The organism is Porphyromonas somerae DSM 23386 (assembly GCF_000372405.1).
In the GTDB taxonomy this organism is placed as follows: Bacteria; Bacteroidota; Bacteroidia; order Bacteroidales; family Porphyromonadaceae; genus Porphyromonas_A; species Porphyromonas_A somerae.
Map to the genome: position 1 here is coordinate 20,387 of NZ_AQVC01000015.1, position 18,645 is coordinate 39,031.

13 protein-coding genes are annotated in these 18,645 nt (G+C 50.3%); 7 read left to right on the forward strand and 6 right to left on the reverse strand.

All coding sequences use genetic code 11. From position 1 onward, the window contains the following. The first annotated feature begins 241 nt into the window (after nucleotides 1-241). From A3GK_RS0104250 to A3GK_RS0104275, 6 genes are all read left to right on the forward strand, one after another. A complete protein-coding gene (locus A3GK_RS0104250) occupies nucleotides 242-1,372 on the forward strand; it encodes an agmatine deiminase family protein (protein WP_018028242.1) in 1,131 nt (376 codons plus the stop codon). Then, nucleotides 1,332-2,207 carry a carbon-nitrogen hydrolase gene (locus A3GK_RS0104255; protein ID WP_026161716.1) on the forward strand — a complete coding sequence of 292 codons (876 nt, stop codon included), beginning with the start codon at nucleotides 1,332-1,334 and terminating at the stop codon, nucleotides 2,205-2,207. The genes A3GK_RS0104250 and A3GK_RS0104255 overlap by 41 nt, the downstream gene beginning before the upstream one ends. Nucleotides 2,208-2,243: 36 nt before the next feature. After that, complete coding sequence (locus A3GK_RS0104260) at nucleotides 2,244-4,253, forward strand: alpha amylase C-terminal domain-containing protein (RefSeq protein WP_018028244.1); 2,010 nt, start codon at nucleotides 2,244-2,246, stop codon at nucleotides 4,251-4,253. A gap of 42 nt (nucleotides 4,254-4,295) precedes the next feature. Further along, nucleotides 4,296-5,282, forward strand: coding sequence for a type I phosphomannose isomerase catalytic subunit (locus A3GK_RS0104265; RefSeq protein WP_018028245.1), 987 nt, complete (start codon nucleotides 4,296-4,298; stop codon nucleotides 5,280-5,282). Continuing rightward, nucleotides 5,282-6,469: a THUMP-like domain-containing protein gene (locus A3GK_RS0104270; protein ID WP_018028246.1), complete on the forward strand. Its 1,188-nt coding sequence runs from the start codon at nucleotides 5,282-5,284 to the stop codon at nucleotides 6,467-6,469. Before A3GK_RS0104265 ends, A3GK_RS0104270 begins: the two co-directional genes overlap by 1 nt. 250 nt (nucleotides 6,470-6,719) lie before the next feature. After that, nucleotides 6,720-7,805: a tyrosine-protein phosphatase gene (locus A3GK_RS0104275; RefSeq protein ID WP_040575974.1), complete on the forward strand. Its 1,086-nt coding sequence runs from the start codon at nucleotides 6,720-6,722 to the stop codon at nucleotides 7,803-7,805. A 366-nt stretch (nucleotides 7,806-8,171) separates the two neighbouring features. On the opposite strand, the gene A3GK_RS0104280 is transcribed toward A3GK_RS0104275, so the two are convergent. Beyond that, nucleotides 8,172-9,680 (reverse strand): class I adenylate-forming enzyme family protein, encoded by a 1,509-nt coding sequence (locus A3GK_RS0104280; RefSeq protein ID WP_018028248.1) that lies wholly within the window; start codon nucleotides 9,678-9,680, stop codon nucleotides 8,172-8,174. Beyond that, on the reverse strand, nucleotides 9,670-10,506 hold the full coding sequence (locus A3GK_RS0104285) for an SDR family NAD(P)-dependent oxidoreductase (protein WP_018028249.1): 837 nt from the start codon (nucleotides 10,504-10,506) through the stop codon (nucleotides 9,670-9,672). Before A3GK_RS0104285 ends, A3GK_RS0104280 begins: the two co-directional genes overlap by 11 nt. Before the next feature lie 448 nt (nucleotides 10,507-10,954). On the opposite strand from A3GK_RS0104285, the gene A3GK_RS0104290 reads away from it, so the two are divergent. After that, on the forward strand, nucleotides 10,955-13,669 hold the full coding sequence (locus tag A3GK_RS0104290; RefSeq protein ID WP_018028250.1) for a TonB-dependent receptor: 2,715 nt from the start codon (nucleotides 10,955-10,957) through the stop codon (nucleotides 13,667-13,669). A gap of 1 nt (nucleotide 13,670) precedes the next feature. Here the strand turns inward: A3GK_RS0104290 and A3GK_RS0104295 are convergent, their stop codons facing one another. From A3GK_RS0104295 to A3GK_RS0104310, 4 genes are read right to left on the reverse strand one after another with little or no spacing between them, the layout of a single operon-like run. After that, complete coding sequence (locus A3GK_RS0104295; protein WP_018028251.1) at nucleotides 13,671-14,558, reverse strand: DMT family transporter; 888 nt, start codon at nucleotides 14,556-14,558, stop codon at nucleotides 13,671-13,673. Further along, on the reverse strand, nucleotides 14,555-15,157 hold the full coding sequence (locus A3GK_RS0104300) for a ribonuclease HII (RefSeq protein ID WP_018028252.1): 603 nt from the start codon (nucleotides 15,155-15,157) through the stop codon (nucleotides 14,555-14,557). Before A3GK_RS0104300 ends, A3GK_RS0104295 begins: the two co-directional genes overlap by 4 nt. After that, nucleotides 15,141-16,088 (reverse strand): cation diffusion facilitator family transporter, encoded by a 948-nt coding sequence (locus A3GK_RS0104305; protein ID WP_018028253.1) that lies wholly within the window; start codon nucleotides 16,086-16,088, stop codon nucleotides 15,141-15,143. The genes A3GK_RS0104300 and A3GK_RS0104305 overlap by 17 nt, the downstream gene beginning before the upstream one ends. Before the next feature lie 10 nt (nucleotides 16,089-16,098). Continuing rightward, on the reverse strand, nucleotides 16,099-18,618 hold the full coding sequence (locus tag A3GK_RS0104310; protein ID WP_018028254.1) for a DUF4982 domain-containing protein: 2,520 nt from the start codon (nucleotides 18,616-18,618) through the stop codon (nucleotides 16,099-16,101). Nucleotides 18,619-18,645: the final 27 nt, after the last annotated feature.

The window sequence follows — 18,645 nt, forward strand, 5'->3', positions numbered from 1 at the left end:
TTGTCCGACCCGCAAGGGGTCGAATGTATACGTGCGCCATTAGTTACCCCCTGTCGGAGGGGCGTTAGCCCCTCCGACAGGGGGCTACAACAAATCGGACCCCCAAGGGGGTCCCTACCCATAGCCTATTCAATAAAGACCTTTCTAATGCGTAACCCCTAGGGGCTGGTTAGGGTGTCGCTGAAAATAGCTATATTTGTAGCAGGGAGGGGTATTTGTTTTTTCTTGCCTAGATATAATTATGAGTGAGCAAGTGATTGGGTTGGAAGGTTGGAGGAGGAATGGACTGATTCCTGAGTGGTCTAGTGTGGATGCAGTGATCCTCGCGTGGCCCGATGTCTTGATGGATTGGGGCTATAATCTCGATGAGGTACAAGAATGCTACATCGATATCATTGATCATCTATTGGAATACAGCGATGTAGTGCTTTTGATAGATGATTTCCAGGATGTTCCGATGGTTTGTATGAATCGTTGGATGTCGGGAGATTCGGGTCATAGTCTGATACCCTTTTTTGACTTTTCCCTTAACGATACATGGATGCGCGATGTGATGCCCCTCTTTGGTATGCAAAATGGGGAGCGTGTGGCTTATGACTTTGGTTTCAATGGTTGGGGCTTGAAGTTTGCCAGCAATCGGGATAATCAGGCGGTGCGTGAGCTCTTCTTTGAGCGTAAGCTCTTCGACTCGAGTGTACGGTATATCAATCGCCTTGAGACCATCTTGGAGGGTGGGGCGATTGATGTGAATAGTCGTGGCGAGCTTTTGACCACCGACTCGGTGCTTCGGGAGGCGAATCGCAATCCTTCCTATCCAAAGGAGTGTCATGACCTCTACTTCCCTGAGGAAATGGGGGTACAAAGGGTCTTTGAGCTAGAAGGGATAACGCCGATGAGTGGCGATGATACCGATGGACATATCGATACTTTGGCACGTTGGGTGGATGATGAGACAATTGTCTATTGTGCGACAAAGAATCCTATGGATGAACAATTTAAGAAGCTGAAGCAATTGGAGATGGAACTCCAAAAACTGAGGACTAGCGAGGGAAAGAAGTATCGACTAATCCCTCTGCCTATCCCTTCGCCAATGGAGGATGAGATGGGGAAGCCTCTGCCAGCTACTTATGCCAATTTCCTAATTGTGAATGGGGCGGTACTAGTGCCTATTTACAGCGATCCGAAGGATGAGGAGGCGCTGAGGATTATCCAAGAGGCGATGCCAGAGTATGAAGTGGTGGGGATAGAGTGTAGTGCCTTGGTGCAGCAGCACGGGTCGCTCCACTGTATCACGATGCAGGTACCGAAAGGTTTTATCAACATATATGAAGATGAAGGTAGGAATCATACAGCAACAAAATGGGGCATATAGGGAGGAGAATAGAAGGAGACTGAGAGAGAAGATCCTGAAGCTCGGACGTGAAGGAGCCGAACTGGTGGTGCTTCAAGAGCTACACGAGGGGCTTTACTTCTGCCAAGTAGAGAGTGTCGATCGCTTCGATGAGGCGGAGACGATCCCCGGACCAAGTACCCAATTCTATGGTGAAGTGGCTAAGGAGGCGGGAGTGGTGCTGGTGCTATCGCTCTTTGAAAAGCGTGTAACGGGTCTTTACCACAATACATCGGTGGTGCTGGAGCGTGATGGTTCAATCGCTGGGCAGTACCGTAAGATGCACATTCCTGATGACCCCGCCTACTACGAGAAGTTTTACTTCACCCCTGGCGACCTCGGCTTTGAGCCGATAGAGACCTCGGTGGGTCGGCTTGGAGTGCTGGTCTGCTGGGATCAGTGGTATCCCGAGGCTGCTCGTCTGATGGCTTTGGCTGGGGCCGACCTATTGATCTATCCTACCGCCATTGGTACGGAGAGTACCGATACTCCTGAGGAGCAACTAAGGCAGCGTGAAGCGTGGACCCTTGTGCAGCGTGGTCACGCCGTGGCAAATGGTTTGCCTGTAGTGGCGGTGAACCGAGTGGGGTATGAGCCAGACCCTTCAGGGGTCACTGGTGGCATCACCTTTTGGGGGCAATCCTTTGTGGCTGGTCCGCAGGGCGAGCTGCTAGAGCTTTTGCCAACCGATGCAGAGGCAGAGAGTGTGGTGGAGGTAGATATGGAGCGTAGCGAGCAGGTGCGGAGATGGTGGCCCTTCCTCCGTGACCGCCGAATTGATGCCTATGGCGACATCACCAAGCGGTATCGCGACTAAGCAAGGGAGAGGTAATAATGTTAGGTAATTAGGATCATGAAAAAACTACAGATACTACAGCAGGACCACTGGTTGCTCCCTTACGAGGAGTGCCTCAATAGGCGATATGAAGATGCCATGGCAAAGGAACAACAGTTATTGGGCAAGGAGCACACTTCGCTCGATAGCTTTGCCTCAGGACATCTTTACTTTGGACTTCATAAGGAGCCAAAGGAGTGGGTGCTTCGGGAGTGGGCTCCCAATGCAACGGCACTTTATCTTTTGGGCGATTGCAATGGGTGGCAGCGTGACGAGGCATTTGTCTTTTCTCCATTGGAGAATGGGGTGTGGGAGCTGAGACTCCCCAAGGAGACATTGAAGCACGGCGACCACTACAAACTGCTGATGGTATGGGACGGTGGCGAAGGAGAGCGCATTCCGGCCTGGGCAAGGTATGTGGTGCAGGATCCTGAGACGCATCTCTTTAGTGCCTCGGTGTGGGATCCTAAGGAGCCTTATGTGATGCAGTCGCCGAGGGCGGTACTAGGTCATGAGCCACTGATGATCTATGAGGCGCATATCGGTATGGCAACGGAGGAGGAGCGGGTAGGCACCTATCGTGAGTTTCAGAAGCGGGTATTGCCAAAGATTGTGGAGAAAGGGTACAACGCTGTACAGCTGATGGCGATTATGGAACACCCTTACTACGGTTCTTTTGGGTATCATGTCTCTAGTTTCTTTGCCCCTTCATCACGCTTCGGTACGCCCGATGAGCTGCGGGAGCTGATTGATACGGCTCACAGTATGGGTCTGGTGGTGATTATGGACTTGGTTCATTCACACGCAGTGAAGAATGAGGTGGAGGGGTTGGCTCGTTTTGATGGTACGTCGACGCAGTTTTTCCACGAAGGGGCGAGAGGAGAGCATAGTCAGTGGGACTCGAAGTGCTTTGACTATGGAAAGAATGAGGTGCTGCACTTCTTGCTCTCCAACTGCAAGTATTGGCTCGATGAGTATGGCTTCGATGGCTATCGCTTCGATGGAGTTACTTCGATGATCTATGAGGATCATGCGCTAGGGCGGAGCTTTTGTAGCTACCAAAACTACTATGATGGGGGACAGAATGAGGAGGCGATTACCTATCTCACACTCGCCAATAAGTTGATCCACGAGCACTATCCACATGCAATCACGATTGCTGAGGAGGTGAGTGGTATGCCAGGTATTGCTTTGCCTGTGGAGGCAGGTGGCTATGGCTTCGACTACCGACTGGCTATGAATATTCCCGACTTTTGGATAAAGCTGATCAAGGAGTGCCCCGATGAGGAGTGGCGGCCTGGCTCTATCTGGTGGGAGTGTACCAATCGCCGTAAGGACGAGCTGAGCATCAGCTATGCCGAGAGCCACGACCAAGCTTTGGTGGGCGATAAGACGCTGATATTTAGGCTGATCGATAAGGAGATGTACTGGCACATGGACAAGGCGGACGACAATAGTGCCGTGGCCCGTGGAATAGCACTTCATAAGATGATCCGAATGGTGACGATGACCACGATGAATGGGGGGTATCTTAACTTTATGGGTAATGAGTTTGGCCACCCAGAGTGGATCGACTTCCCTCGTGAAGGGAATGGATGGAGTCACAAGTATGCACGCCGCCAGTGGAGCTTGGAGGAGAATGGCTTCTTGAAGTATCAGCAGTTGGGTGACTTTGATAGAGAATTAGTGGACTTTGTGCGTGGGGTAGAGGACTTCCACAAGTTGCCACTAGTGCAGCTTTGGGATAAGTGGGAGGATCAGGTGTTGGTCTATGAGCGTGGTAAGTATCTATTTGTCTACAACTTCCATCCTACCGACTCCTTTGCGGACTACCGATTCCCAGCACCGGCTGGGAAGTATCGGACACTCTTCTGTAGCGATGAGCGTCGCTTTGGGGGGTATGATCTAGTGGATCTCTCGGTGCCACACTTTACGCTCTGTGACCATGAATTGAACTTTGAAGGGCGTGGCTGGCTAAGCCTTTACATCCCAGCCCGTACAGCTTTTGTGCTGGTGCGAGAAGAATAAGGGAGCGAGGGAAGTGCTTTTTGGATAATAATTAAGACGGTAATGAAAGAAAGAGTAGAGCTTTATCCCTTGCGATTTAGGGAAGTGTACAAACAGACGATTTGGGGCGGGAATAAGATTTATCAATACAAGGGGAGACCAGCACCGGCCGAAAATATCGGCGAAACGTGGGAGATATCGCCTATGGAGGGCGATGCCTCGGTGGTAGCGGAAGGTCCATTGGCAGGAAAGGACTTGATAGAGGTAACGCAGGAGTATGGAGCTGACTTGCTGGGACAGCAGGTCTTTGACCGCTTCGGAGGTAAGTTCCCACTACTGATTAAGTTGATTGACTCACAGCAGGATCTGAGTGTGCAGGTGCACCCAAATGATGCCTATGCCGAGAAGCGCCACCACAGCTGGGGAAAGACGGAGATGTGGTATCTGCTGGAGTCGGAGCCTGGAGCTAAGATCTATGCTGGTTGGCAGAAGCAGACCTCTAAGGAGGCGTTGCCAGAGCTAGTGCAGACTGATGCAGTGATGGGTTACTTGGAGGCGCATACTCCTCACCCAGGCGATCTCTTTTTCCTCCCAGCTGGAAAGGTGCATACGATTGGGGCGGGAAATCTTTTGCTAGAGATACAGCAGGCGAGTAAGATTACCTACCGTCTCTTTGACTTCAATCGAACCGACAAGGAGGGGAATAAGCGGGAGCTACATGTGGCAGACGGTGCAGAGGTGATCGACTTTTCGCTTAATACGCACGGGGCTGAGCCGTACGACCGTGAGACGAAAGACCAGCCGGTATCGATGGTAGAGTGCAACTACTTCGCTACCCGTATGCTTCAACTGACGAAGGATTATGCAATGGATCTGGACGGTCGTGACTCTTTCACTATCCTATTTGTGGACGAAGGGGAGATCACTATTAATGGTGCTTATCGTCTTGGGAAGGGGGAACTATTGTTGCTCCCTGCCGTGATGAAGCAGGTAACGATTGAGACGAATGGGGCGAAGGTGCTGGAGACCTATATTCCCCACGAAAAGTGATGAATGACGAACTACTCGCCTATGTGTGGAAACATAGGGAGGAGGATGTACGAAAGCTGGCTCTTAGTGGTAGGAACGATGCTGGAGACTTGGACTTTCCGTCGGCACTTAAGGCGATACAAGCACGGCAAAAGCTAAAGCTAAAGCACCCTGAATGGTATGCGGTGCCAGAGGTCTTTATCCCTGAAGCAGTGGTGGTGGAGCAATCCTCTAGTCCTGAGACGGCTGCCTACAAGAGCCAGTTTGTTCCGACCGATGGGACGGTGCTGGATCTTAGCGGTGGCATGGGGGCGGATAGCTTTGCCTTTGCCAAGGTGGCAAAAGCGGTGACCTATCTGGAACTCTCACAGGAGCGTGCCGAGCTGGCTGCCCACAACTTTAAGGCGTTGGGGTGTGGTAATATCTATTGCCATACTGGAGCTGCGGAGGTGGAGGGGCTTGCTTTGGCAAAGGAGCTACAGCCAAACTTGATCTATCTAGACCCCGATCGGCGCCCTTCTGCGGCCCGGTCGAGGGTTTTTCGTTTGGAGGATAGTCGTCCAGACCTCACTACGTTGCTTCCTCGGCTCTTGGCTGTATCGCCGAGTAGTGAAGTGCTGGTGAAGCTCTCCCCGATGGCCGACCTCGCCTATTTAGAGGGGGCACTTCATTTCCCCTTTGATACGCACATCGTATCGCTCAGGCGTGAGGCAAAAGAGCTCTTATTGCACTTTTCTCCTACCGCTACCCAGAGTGTCACGGTGGTGGAGATAGGTAGGACGCGTACAATTACTTGCACCACCGATGGGCATACTACTCGACCTGTGGAGATTAGTCATCGGGTGGGGCAGTATCTCTACGACCTCTACCCCGCCTTTGCCAAGGTGGGGTATGAGCGTTTGGGCTTAGACGATCCCGTTTGGCAGCCTGCTCGTCACACCCATCTATACTTTTCGGAGGAGCTGCTTCCCGACTTCCCCGGTCGTGCCTTTGAGCTACTAGAGCACAACCTAGGCGAGAAGCGGTGGCTGAAGAAGGTGTCTCGCCAACCCCTCCATCTGCAAGCTAAAAATCTCCCCACCTCTACAGATCAATTAAGACGACAGCTGAAGGTGAAGGAGGGGGGTGACTTATTTCTCTTTGCTTATGCCAATGAAACGGGAAAGCGAAATTTTGTACTCGCAAGGCGTCTAGAGCCGACTTTGTAGAGACATTGCACGAAGGCGATCTGCTGCGTTGCTTTCTGGATTCGGGCTCGGTCACGTACGTGAGTACGCTCCCAGCACCCTCACCCTCAGCGCCTTGCATCTCATCCTTCGTGCAAAGTCTCAGCATATTTTAGAAAATATGTGAGAATGGCACTTCGTGCAACATTCTCTTTGTAACTTGATTTAACTAATTAATGGTCGGCAACTCTCTCTAATTCCTTATATTTGTGGTTGATAAGTAAGGAATGATATGTGTAGAAACAGTGTGATTAATAGAGTCTATTTCTGGGGAATGCTCTTGGTAGTGGCCGTAGTAACGACCTCTTGTGCCAAGCAGGCTTATTATATCGATGCCTATTCTCGGCAAAATGCCAAGGGTAATCACACCATTCAGTGGCAAATCAATCCTGGAATGAATGGCGAGGTGGCCATCTATGCCTCGGAAAGCCCCAATAAATATCCCGACCAGCCGCTTGCTGTGGAGCAGATACGAAAGGAGGTTTACCACTATAATAGTCCGGAGGGTAGCTACAGCCACACTTACTTCTTGCTGGTCTTTAATAATAGCGACATGAGGGTGGTGACGAGTCGGGTGATCCCTACCGTGGGTATCCTCAATCTCCGTGACGCTGGGGGGTATATGACGGCTAGTGGAGAGCAGATGAAGTGGGGGATGCTCTATCGGTCGGGTGACTTATGGCGAAGCTTTGAACAGGACATTCCAATCATTGGGACTTTGGGAATACGGTCACAATATATCATGTCGCCTTCGAGGATAGCCAACTATCCTCCGCAGATGGGAATGTCGGCGATTGAGCAGATTCAGGTGGAACCAGATAAGGAGATAGACTTCCAGTATCTCATCGATAAGATTTATGAGGGGGAGCGGAGCAGTGAGGAGATCAAGGGGATGCACCGAGAGGTACTCTATAATATAGCGTTTGATAACCCTAATCAACTCCGAATTATCCTCAATGAGATGACGAATCCCGCCAAGTATCCTATCCTCTTGAGTGATGACCTGGGAAAGGATCGGGTCGCCTTTGTGATCTTCTTGATTCACCATATTCTAGGGGTGAGTAAGAGTGATGCGATCGTCGATTATATGATGAGCAATGACAATCTGCCCCCAAATAGATTGGAGCCGAAGGGCTTTACTATGCCTCAGGGTGTGCAGGAGGCGCTGACCGAGTACTTCAGGTGTGAACCAAACCAGATCAATGAACTCATCGACGAGATAGAGCGGAGGTATGGCTCCATAAATAACTATCTGACCGACTACCTCCACTTTGATGAAAGTAAGCAGGCTGCAATACGGAATATCCTCCTCTACTAATGCTGTAGGGAGGAAGGACCCCAGGGGTTGCGCATTAGAAAGTTCTTATCGTATGGTTTTTAGCAGGGGTCTATGAGTAAGGACCTCGGCAGAGGTCCGTGCTAAATAGGCACAGGTCAAGGCACGCAGTGCCGAAGACCTGTGTATAGATAGTTGTAAAACACCCTTGCGACCCCGGCCGAGGGGTCGGACAACCCTATTTCTAGGTCTGACCCCTCAGCCGGGGTCAAGGTGATGGTGAATATGCCCTTGTACACAGGTCGTTCGGGGCTAACGCCCCTCCGACCTGTGCCTATTTAAGAGGGACCTCTGCCGAGGTCCTAACTCCATTATCATGTATATGATCACTCGCACAACAGTCTGTTTCTAATGCGTAATCCCTGAGGAGGGGCGCTTGCCGGTACTGGTAAGTACCACTTCCCTGAAAGCTATCTGCGTGAGAGCGGAGCTGTAGGGTACTTTTTCCCTGAGCCACTCTCTAAAGCTCTCCTCGCTGAGGGCTCCCTTTTCAATCAATTCTATTTCTAATCCGATGCTATTGCCTAGTGTGGGGTTGTCTATCGTAAAGGCTCTCGCTGTAGCTATCAGGGGGTGTTGCTCTACAACCATTTCTAAGTGATCTAGGTGGATATTCTCTCCTCCGCAGACCACCATTCTATCCGCTCTACCTCGGTGGTAGTAAAGCCCTTGAGGGTCTCGGTAGACTAGGTCACCAGTGGCTTGCCATTTCCCTTGTCGGCTACTCATGGCCCACTTCGAGGCCACCCATAGTTCGCCCACCCCTTGGGAAGATGGGTTATTGATCTTGCACGCTACCCCTTTGATGGGTCTGCCGATCGGTATTTCTGTGGTCGCCTTTCTGAGTTCTTCGGAGGTGGCCAGCATGAAGAATCCAGCCTCCGACGTGCCGTAAAGGTTGAATAGCTGTGTATTCGGCAGTTCCTTAAGACAAAGGTGTGCCTGTGTGAGGGTGAGCCGATCTCCGCCTGTGATGATGGTTTGAAGTGAGGAGAGTTGGCCTGAGGCGTTGGAGTGCTGTAGCAATCTCGGTATCATCGACGGAACCACGATGAGTACTTCTATCTCTCCCGTTTTGATACTGTGCAGCGTCTCCAAGCTACTAAAGTGCTTAGTGAGCCATATCTGCTTTCCCATTGCGAGGGAGATGAGTAGTGTGGCTAACCCAAACCCGTGAAATAGGGGTAGGGGGATATAGACACTCTGTTGCCGGTGGATGCCAATTTGCCTAAGCAGAGCTAGGAGCGGTGGAAGGAAGGCGGTGGTGGAGGGCTTGCGACTTGCCTCTGTGTAGTGGCCACTGGAGCCTCCGGAGAGAACCGATATCATGCCGCCTCGTGCTACTTTCGGTAGAGCGGTATGGTTTGTGGAGGGAAGGGTGGATAGCTCTTCGGTCGTCACCACTCTGCCTTTTACAAAAGGCAAGTCGGAATCGGTAATCCATAGCTGATACCCCTTGTTTTTACTGGAGAGGTCAGAGAGCTGTTGGGCAGATAGATCGCTATTTAGGAGGTAAAGGTGAGCCCCCAAGCGTGAGACTGCAAAAATCGAGAGCACCGCTTGGGTATGATTGCGACAGAGTAGGGCCACTTTGCTCCCCTCTGTGATGCCATACTTCTGCTGAAGGTGGCTGGCTAGTGCATAAGCTTGCTCAAGAAGCTGTAGGTAGGTCAGCTCTTCGCCTTCGCTATTGAGCGCTTTCTTATTGGGGTAGGTCTCTGCTGAAAATCTGAGCAGCGCCATCAAGCTGACCCCCTCGGAGTAGATGGCTTTTCCCCAAGTGAAGAGCCCCTTGGGGGTGATGAACTTGATCTGCCAAAGGGCTTTCAATAGGGAGAAGTGGGATTTATTTCGCATAGTTAGTACGTTGGTATATCCATTCAATAGGTGTCCTAAGCAGTCGTGCTACTGGAGCGGTGATTCTTGCCCACCACGGGATATAAGTGGTGCGAACTTTGCTAAGGGCGAGGCCGAGTAGCTTCATTGCCGCTTCATCTGCCGTGTAACCAGGTAGATTGCGGTATGTTGCATTGGCTCCCGACATCGGGGTGTGGACGAGTGGGAGGTAGGCAGTCAGCACCTTGATCCCTTCTTGGTGCCACTCTACCTTGGCGGTACGTAGCCAAATATCCATGGCCCCTTTTGAGGCGTGGTAGGCCGACCACCTAGGAGCGTATGGGTATAGCAGACTGACGGATCCACTGTAGATGACCCGACCACCACTTTGCTTCAGAGACGGCTGGAGTGCTAAGAGCAGTGCCACGTGCCCAAGGTAATTGACGCTAATCGTCCGTTCATAGTCGTGCAGTCGCTCTAGGGATTCGGGGATGGCCCTACAGATAGATTTGCCTGCATTCAGAAAGAGGTAGTCTATCTTTGGATATCTTTCGGCAATCAGGCTTGAGGTGCGGAGCAACTCTTCCCGATTTCGGAGGTCCACGGAATAGATGGCCACACGGCTTTCATTGCCATATAGTTGCTCCAGCTCTTCGGTATGGCGTGAAAGGAGGATCACCTCGTCACCAAGAGCGATCAGCCTGCTAGCTAAGGCAAAACCAATGCCCGAGGAGGCACCTGTTACGAGGCATACCCGCCCCTCTAGCCTCCCCTTTAATTTGCTTTCGGCGATACAAGTGGGAGGATAGATCAGTCGTCGGAATATGTCTTGGCACCAATTCTTCATTCCAATTGCAAAGCTACATAAAAGAACGTTTATGGTGGGAGCCAAATTAAAATACCTCCAGGGGTTACGCATTAGAGAAGCCAGATAAAAATCCGACTAAAATAGGGCCGCAAAGGCTCTTTTGTAACTGTCTGTAATTCAGTGCTATATAAATGTGTCTGCCGAGATGCAACTAAGCATTTGCTTTGTTGCATCTCGGCATTTGCTTAGTTGCAACTCGCCGATTGCTTAGTTGCATCTCAACTTTTACTCTACTAGCATAGAGGATTTATGGGGATGTCTCAGGATAGTATTTTTGCCCTAGATGAAACTATAAAAGCGTAGCCTATCTCGATATTCTTACTCATAACGTAACCCTTGAAAATATCTCTGGCCCTTAAACTTTTGTGGCGAGAAGGCATCCAAGGGATATTTAAGAGATGTATAAATATATTGAAGTGCAGGCGTGATGCGAAAGTGGCTATGGATCGTAGGAGCTCTGCTGGTGTCTGTTTTGGCATCAGCACAGAGTAAGACTTATTCAATCAAAGGGGTAGTTTATGAGGAGGCGACAGAGGAGACTATTGTAGGGGCGGGAGTACGTCTTTTGCATCAAGCCGATTCTCTTTATGTAGCAGGTAGCTCTACAGGCACAAAGGGTCAATTTTCTCTTGCGAATATTGCCCCAGGGAAGTATCTCCTACACATCAGCTTTTTGGGTATGGAGCCCTATTATAAAGAGGTGGAGGTGGTGAATAAGAGTGTAAACTTGGGCAAGATTCACCTCTCCGAGTCGGTCACTAGGCTAGGGGTGCTAGAGGTAAGGGGGCAGGCGACGCCAATGACGGTGAAGCAAGATACGATCCAATTCAATGCAGCTGCTTTTAAGATGCGACAAGGGGCTAGCTTGGAGGAGCTGTTACGGCGTATCCCTGGTATGGAGATTGATGAGGATGGAAAAATCACCTATAATGGCGAGGCGATAGAGCGGATTGAGATGGACGGGCGGTCTTTTTTCGGAAACGATCCACAAATGGCTACGCGCAACCTCCCCTCTGATATGATAAAGAATCTGCAGGTGGTAGATAAGAAGTCGGACGAGGCAAGGCTCACCGGGATGAGCGATGGGGAGAAGGTCAAGGTGCTCAATCTGGAGATAAAGGAGGATAAAAAGCGTGGGTTGATCTCTAATCTGTCGGCCGGATATGGCACGCAACAGCGGTATACTGCCAATGCCCTCGTCAATCTATTTAATCACGATGCGAGGTACACTATTATCGGCGAGCTGAATAATATTGATGGCGTGCGAAGGGGAAGAGGAGAGGAGACCACCCGTAGGATAGGGGGGAATTATGACGACCTCTTCCTCAATAAAACCCTGAAGGTCACTGCCGAAGCCTTTTATAATAGCCGTGATTTCTCGGTGGATGGCAAGACGATGACGACTCAGTTGCTGGGTGGCGAAAAGGCCAATAACGAGGCGGAGCAGTATCACAACTTTAGGAGGAATGAGGAGGTCAACCTTAATGGTCGTCTGGAGTGGAACCCCCAGGAGTCCACGATGCTGGTCTTTGAGCCTTACTTCAGATATAATTGGAATAAAACGGATAATAGCTCTCAATTTCAGACAACTAACCGTCAGGGTATCGCTATTAATGATGGACAATCGTTACGAACTAATGATGGAACTTCTTACGAGGTGAATGGCGATCTGCACTTCCGTCATACCTTTAATGAGCTAGGGCGGAATGTTTATGCCCGTCTCTCCTACCGATTTAATGGCTCTGATGGAGAGGGGCTTCAGCTATCTGAGACCAACTTCCGACGGTCGCAGGAGAAGAAGCTACGCGATCAACAACAACGCTCTTATGACCGTGGGGAGTCGGGACGTTTTAGAGTCGCCTATCTTGAGCCCTTTAGTAAGGAGTGGGCACTTCAATTGATGTATGATGCCAACTTTGGTAGGAGAAAGAGCGATCAATCAACCTTCAATAAGGGTGCTACGGGAGAGTACACGGAGCTAGACCCTATCTACTCAAGGGGGTCGGAGAATAGCTATTTTACCCATAGGCTATTAGCACGCCTGCGTTATAAACTTGCCCCTCGCAGTTACCTCTATGCTGGAATGGGGGTGAACCCAAGTACATCGCATACGATATCTACGCAAGGGGGTGAGGTGACCTTTGATAAGCAACGTACGGTGTGGAATTATGCACCTACCGCGATTTTGGAATACCGACCTTCGGATTCATTGCAAATCAATATCCGCTACAATGGTCGTACCAGTCAACCCTCTATGAGCCAGCTCAACCCTGCAACGATTGTCCTTTCACCGCTCGCTCAGGTGCAAGGTAATCCCGACCTACTCCCCTCTTTTTCGCATAGTGTATGGGGAAGCATCAACTTCAATAGACCTATGGCTCGCCAAAGTCTCAATATGATGTGGGGCTGGAACCTCACCAATAATGCGGTGGCACCGATACAAAAGATTGACGCTACCACAGGGGTGAGGCAGACGAGCTATCAGAATATCAGTGGTAATCAGTCGCTCTTCGGCGGATTTATGATGAGTTTGCCGATAGGTGGAGCTTCGTCGAAGTGGAGTAGTTTCACCTTCGGAAGGGTGCGTTATTCGCGTGAAAAGGGGTTTGTCAATGAAGCCCTTAACCGAGCCGATGTGTGGCGACCTATGCTGTCTCAGAGAGTTACTTGGAGTGGCTCGTGGCTACAAGCGACTGTGGGTGGCTTTGCGATGATGCAGCAGGCGAAGAATAGTATCTCTAAGGAGATGGATAGCCGCACATGGGATTTCAATGCGTTTGGCGAAGCGATAGTCACTTTGCCCTTTGGCCTTTCTCTTTCTTCCAAACTCACCTACCAAGATACTTCGGGCTACCAAGATCAATTGAAGCGCAACTTTTGGCTACTCGACGCTTCTGTTAGTTACTCGTTCTTGAAAGAAAAACGTGGCACGCTACAGCTATCAGGCTATGACCTTCTACAGCAACGTACCACGTTTATGAGGCAAATCTCACTGGATCGAATTACAGATAGTGAGGTCAATGGAATTACCTCCTATGTGATGCTGACCTTCTCTTACCGCTTTAATAATATGGGCGCCGATGTCCGGCCTTCAGGAATGCACAGCGGTCAACGCTACGGAAGGGGATATAGAAGGCACTGATCTATCTGGTGGGTCGCTTCTCACTCACCAATAGAGCTACAGCGATAATCACCGCACCGATGCCGAGGGTGCTTTGTGCCGTGAGTTGCTCCCCTAGTACGGTAACTCCGACGATCACTGCAGTGAGGGGCTCAAGTACTCCCATAATAGCAGTGGTGGTGGAACCGATGATAGGAATGGCAACAATGAGGAATAAATTGGATATCAATGTAGGCACCAACCCCAATAGGAAGAGTAAGCCCCATGCTCTTGGTGTGGGGGGTAGTTCAAGTGTCTGCTTACCGATAGATAGACCTATAAAGAATAGGGTGCTAAATAGCATCAGGTAAAAGGTGAGTCGCCACTTTGGAATGGTACCAATGGTGGTTTTATTCACCACAATAATATAGACTGCATAGCAGAAACCACTGAAAGCGACTAGTGCGATATCAGTTAGCTTTACTTGCACCCCTTCGCTACCTAAAATCCCCGAAAGTAGTACTACCCCCATAAAAGCGATGACTAGTGAGATGAGCCCACGGCGGGTCATCCGTTGTTTGAAGAATATGAGCATCAGGAGTGCCACCATCAGAGGGTACATAAAGTGGATCACTGTCGCCACGCCCGAGGTCATCACTTTGTAGCCATTGATCAGAAATAGTGCACTACAGAAGTAGAGGGTCGACATAATGAATATGATACGTATGTGCTTGGCTGTCTCCCGAAAGGATATTCGCTTTTGGAGCATTACTAGAGCTACTAGAAGTGTAGCAAAGCCGAAGCGGTAGATGAGAATCGTCTCTGTCTCCATCCCCTCTCTCATGAGTGGGACGGTGAATAGTGGAATCAATCCAAATGTTGCAGACGATAGTAGGCCTGCAATATAGCCTTTAGTACGTTCGTTGGTCATAATGAATCAAATAATGTTGGTTGGCACGGTGCAAAGGAGCGTCGGTGGAGTGGGGTAATGCCTAGCTTTCGGATCCCGAGGAGATGTCGGGGCGTGCCATATCCCATATTGTGCTCCCAGTCGTATCCTGGGTATTCCTCTGCGTATTTTATCATCAATCTATCTCGGTAAGTCTTGGCTAGGATAGAGGCGGCAGCGATGCTTGCCACCTTGTCGTCGCCTCCTACTATTGTCTCAAAAGGGATGTCTGTCTCGGGCTTAAACTTATTGCCATCTATCAATAGGTATTCAGGCAGTGTAGAGAGTGCCGAGATGGCTTTATTCATTGCTCTGAAGGTGGCTTGGAGGATATTGATCTCGTCAATCTCTGCTGGTGGTACCTCGCTAATGGCATAAGCAAGAGCTTGCTCTTTGATAGCACTTGCTAGCTCCTCTCTACGCTTTGGCGAGAGCTTCTTCGAGTCGTGCAGGCTAGAAATAGAGCATTCGGGTGGAAGGATTACTGCGGCTGCCACTACAGGACCTGCCAAGCAGCCTCTGCCCACCTCATCTATCCCCGCCTCTATCCGCTCGGGGATCAACCTATTGGGCAGTTTCATTTTGGATTTTTTTGTAGGAGCCTACCTTATGCACAAAAGGGGTCATCGGCTCAATATGAATGATGATGTGCGTCTCCTCTCCAAAGCGTTCCCTCAGAAGCTCTTCCACGCGTATGGTGAGGTCGTGTGCCTCGTAAAGCGGTATGTTCCCATCCACTCTCACGTCCATTTCGATGGCGATGGTATCACTACCAGTCATCCTCGTCCGTAGGTTGTGAGGCAGTTGTATCCCCTCTACATTTTCAGCGATCTGGAGAATCTCCTCCTCGGTATCTTGGGGTAGGCTTGCCTCTGTGAGCTTATTGAGTGCTGGGATAGTTACAATTGCACCCATCCGCATTACAAAGCCAGCCACCACAATAGCAGCCACAGGCTCCATTAGCCTAGCCACCCCTCCAAAGGCTATCGCGCACCCAGCTCCTATCAGTACTGCGAGTGAGGTAAATACGTCACTCCTATGGTCCAATGCTTCTGCACGGAGTACCTCGCTACGGGTCTCCTTCGCCTTTTTCATTGTGTAGTGATAGACCCACTCCTTAAGCCCCATCGCAAAGATAGCAACTGCCAGTACTATCCACGAGGGGATTTCAGGGAGCTCCCCATTGGTGAAGTAGGTAGCAATGGTTGATATACCATCCACCACAATCATCACACCAGCGACAATCATTACTGCCCCGAGCGAAAAGGTGGCCACCGTCTCATACTTGCCGTGTCCATAATCGTGGTCTTCATCTTGCGGCTTACCAGATACTTTGAGTAGTAGATAGACTACCAGATTAGAGAGAATATCAGCTAGTGAATTGATACCATCCGCGATGAGGGCAAAGCTATTGCCGAGGATCCCTACCACGAGTTTCAGTGGGGGCAATAATGAATTGACCCAGATGCTGGCGTGATATGCCTGTACTTTGGCGGTATGGTTATCCTTCATCGCAAATGGTTTAGGGCTCTACATTGACTGTGATAGTATCGGACTTCAGCCCCCTAGCTGAGGCTGTTAGCTGGATAGTACCACCCTTTTTACCCGCTTGTACAATGGCAGTGAGCTGTCCGCTAAAGGCAGGTTGCTTATTGCTTTGGAATGGCACAATACAGGTAGCGTCACCATTGGCTGCCGCATGAAAGTGTCCCGCCCCCTTCGCCTTAAATGTCACCTCATTCGTAGCAGTAGGCACTACGTTGCCCTCCCGATCCACTATCTGCACACGCACATAGGCAATATCCTCACCATCCGCCTTGATATGGTCATTCTCAAGCTTCATCTTGATGGCATAAGGCTTGCCCGTAGTCCTAATAGCTCTAGTAGCCACCTCATTACCTCGCTCATCATAAGCCACCACCTTCACTTCACCAGGTTGGTAAACCGTATCCATCCACATCAGGCGGTAGCGTGGTTGTCTTTGTAGTCCATCACGGGGCGTCTCCAGAGATACAGAGAGATCCTTTGTCCGCTTCCCTTGGCTTTTGCCATTGATAAATAGCTCCGCCGTAGGGTAGTTGGTGTAGACAAAGATAGGAGTCACCTCCCCTTCGCGTCCTTGCCAATTCCAATGCGGAAGGATGTGGAGTGTCTCCTCGCCCTTATTCCAATGCGAGCGATAAAGATAAAAGCGATCCTTCTCAATCCCCGCCAAGTCCACTGCTCCGAAGTAAGAGGAGTGGCTAGGCCACTCTGTGTAGTAAGGAGTTGGCTCACCAATATAGTCAATACCAGTCCAAATAAACTCCCCGATCGTGTAAGGTAGATCCTCTTGATTGAGGAAGTCGTCCTCTGGTAGATTGCTCCATCCGCAATGCTCTACATCATAGCTACTGCACTGCTGGTCGGGGTACTTGGCCATAGACTTCCGCTCTACAGGGAATTTGTAGATTCCACGAGAAGAGAGCGTAGAGGTGGTCTCGGCACCTAGTATCAGCCGTTGTGGCAATTGCTCATACGCCTCTTGGTACTGCCAATTGTAGTAGTTGAAGCCTGCTAAATCCATAATCGTAGCAAAGTTATTCTTCACCGCTCCTAGAGGGTTGTTCATACCGACTGTCACGGGGCGAGTAGGGTCTTCGCGATGCAGTACACTCTGTAGGAAGTATGCCACCTTATTACCGCCAGGGGTCACTTGCTCATCTATCTCATTACCGATGCTCCACATCACGATAGAAGGGTCGTTGCGGAAAGCTCTCGCAAGATTGGTCAGGTCTCGATCCGCCCACTGCTCAAAGTAGAGGTGGTAACCATTCTTCACCTTAGGGCGTGCCCACTCATCAAAGCTCTCAGCCATCACCATCATCCCCATCTCGTTGCAAGCTTCAATCAACTCTGGGGCTGGCATATTGTGCGAAGTGCGAATAGCATTCACACCCATATCCTTCATCAGTCGAATCTGCCTCTCATATCCCCTCTTGTGGCTTGCTCCGCCCAATGGGCCTAGGTCGTGATGCAAACAGACGCCCTGAATCATCACCTTATTGCCATTGAGGTAAAAGCCGTCATCGGGGCGTAGTTCAATGGTCCTCACCCCGAATCTCGTCTGGTAGCTATCCACCAGCTCGCCATCTACAAATACCTGAGTAAGGGCAGTGTATAGGTTGGGCTCATTGAGATCCCATAGCTTGGGGTGTTGGAGCTTGATATTCTGCTCCAGTAGATTTCCCATTAGCTCGCTGCCAGAATTCTCCATTACCGCCACCTCATTTCCTCCTTCAAGAAGTGCAGTACGGATAGAGATCCTTTCAGGCTCGATAGCGGTATGGTTTTCGAGTGTCGTCTTGATATTCACCTGTGCCCACTCCTTGTCTACTCTGGGTGTAGTGATCTGGGTGCCCCATTCGGCTACCTTTACTCCAGAGGCAAAGGTAACCCATACATTGCGGTAGAGCCCAGCACCAGGATACCAGCGAGAGGTCTCGTCAGGGTTTTCTAAGCGAATGGCAATGCTCTGAAGCTTCTCTTGTGGATTGATATAATCAGTGATATCCACCTGAAACGGGCTGTACCCATAAGGCCAGTAGATCGCCTCCTTACCATTGATAAAGACCCTTGCATTGCTCATCGCTCCATCTATTCGTAGATAGGTGCGGTCGGAGCTCTGATAACCCTCCTTTAGGGCAAAGGTATTGCGGTACCAGCCAGCTCCCACATGTGGTAAACCACCCGTACGAGCTACGTGGTAAATAGGTGTATTCTGACCATCTTGTGAAATGGCCAAGAACTGCTTATCTATCTCTGGGCTATAAGGGCCATAGATGGCCCAATCGTGTGGCACCACCACTTGTGACCACTTGCTATCGTCGTACTTGGGGTTGCTAAACGCCTTTTGGTCTTCCCTAGTGAAGTGCCAACCCTCTCTTAGGCGAAGAACCTCTCTAGGCGTGAGGCTGTTATCCAATTTATTCTGTCCAAAGCTCGGCAGAGTCGCTGCTGTGATAGCTATGAGAGCCACAGCCAGTGATAGGTAATGTCGCATACGTTTCCTAATATATGTTCCTTAATA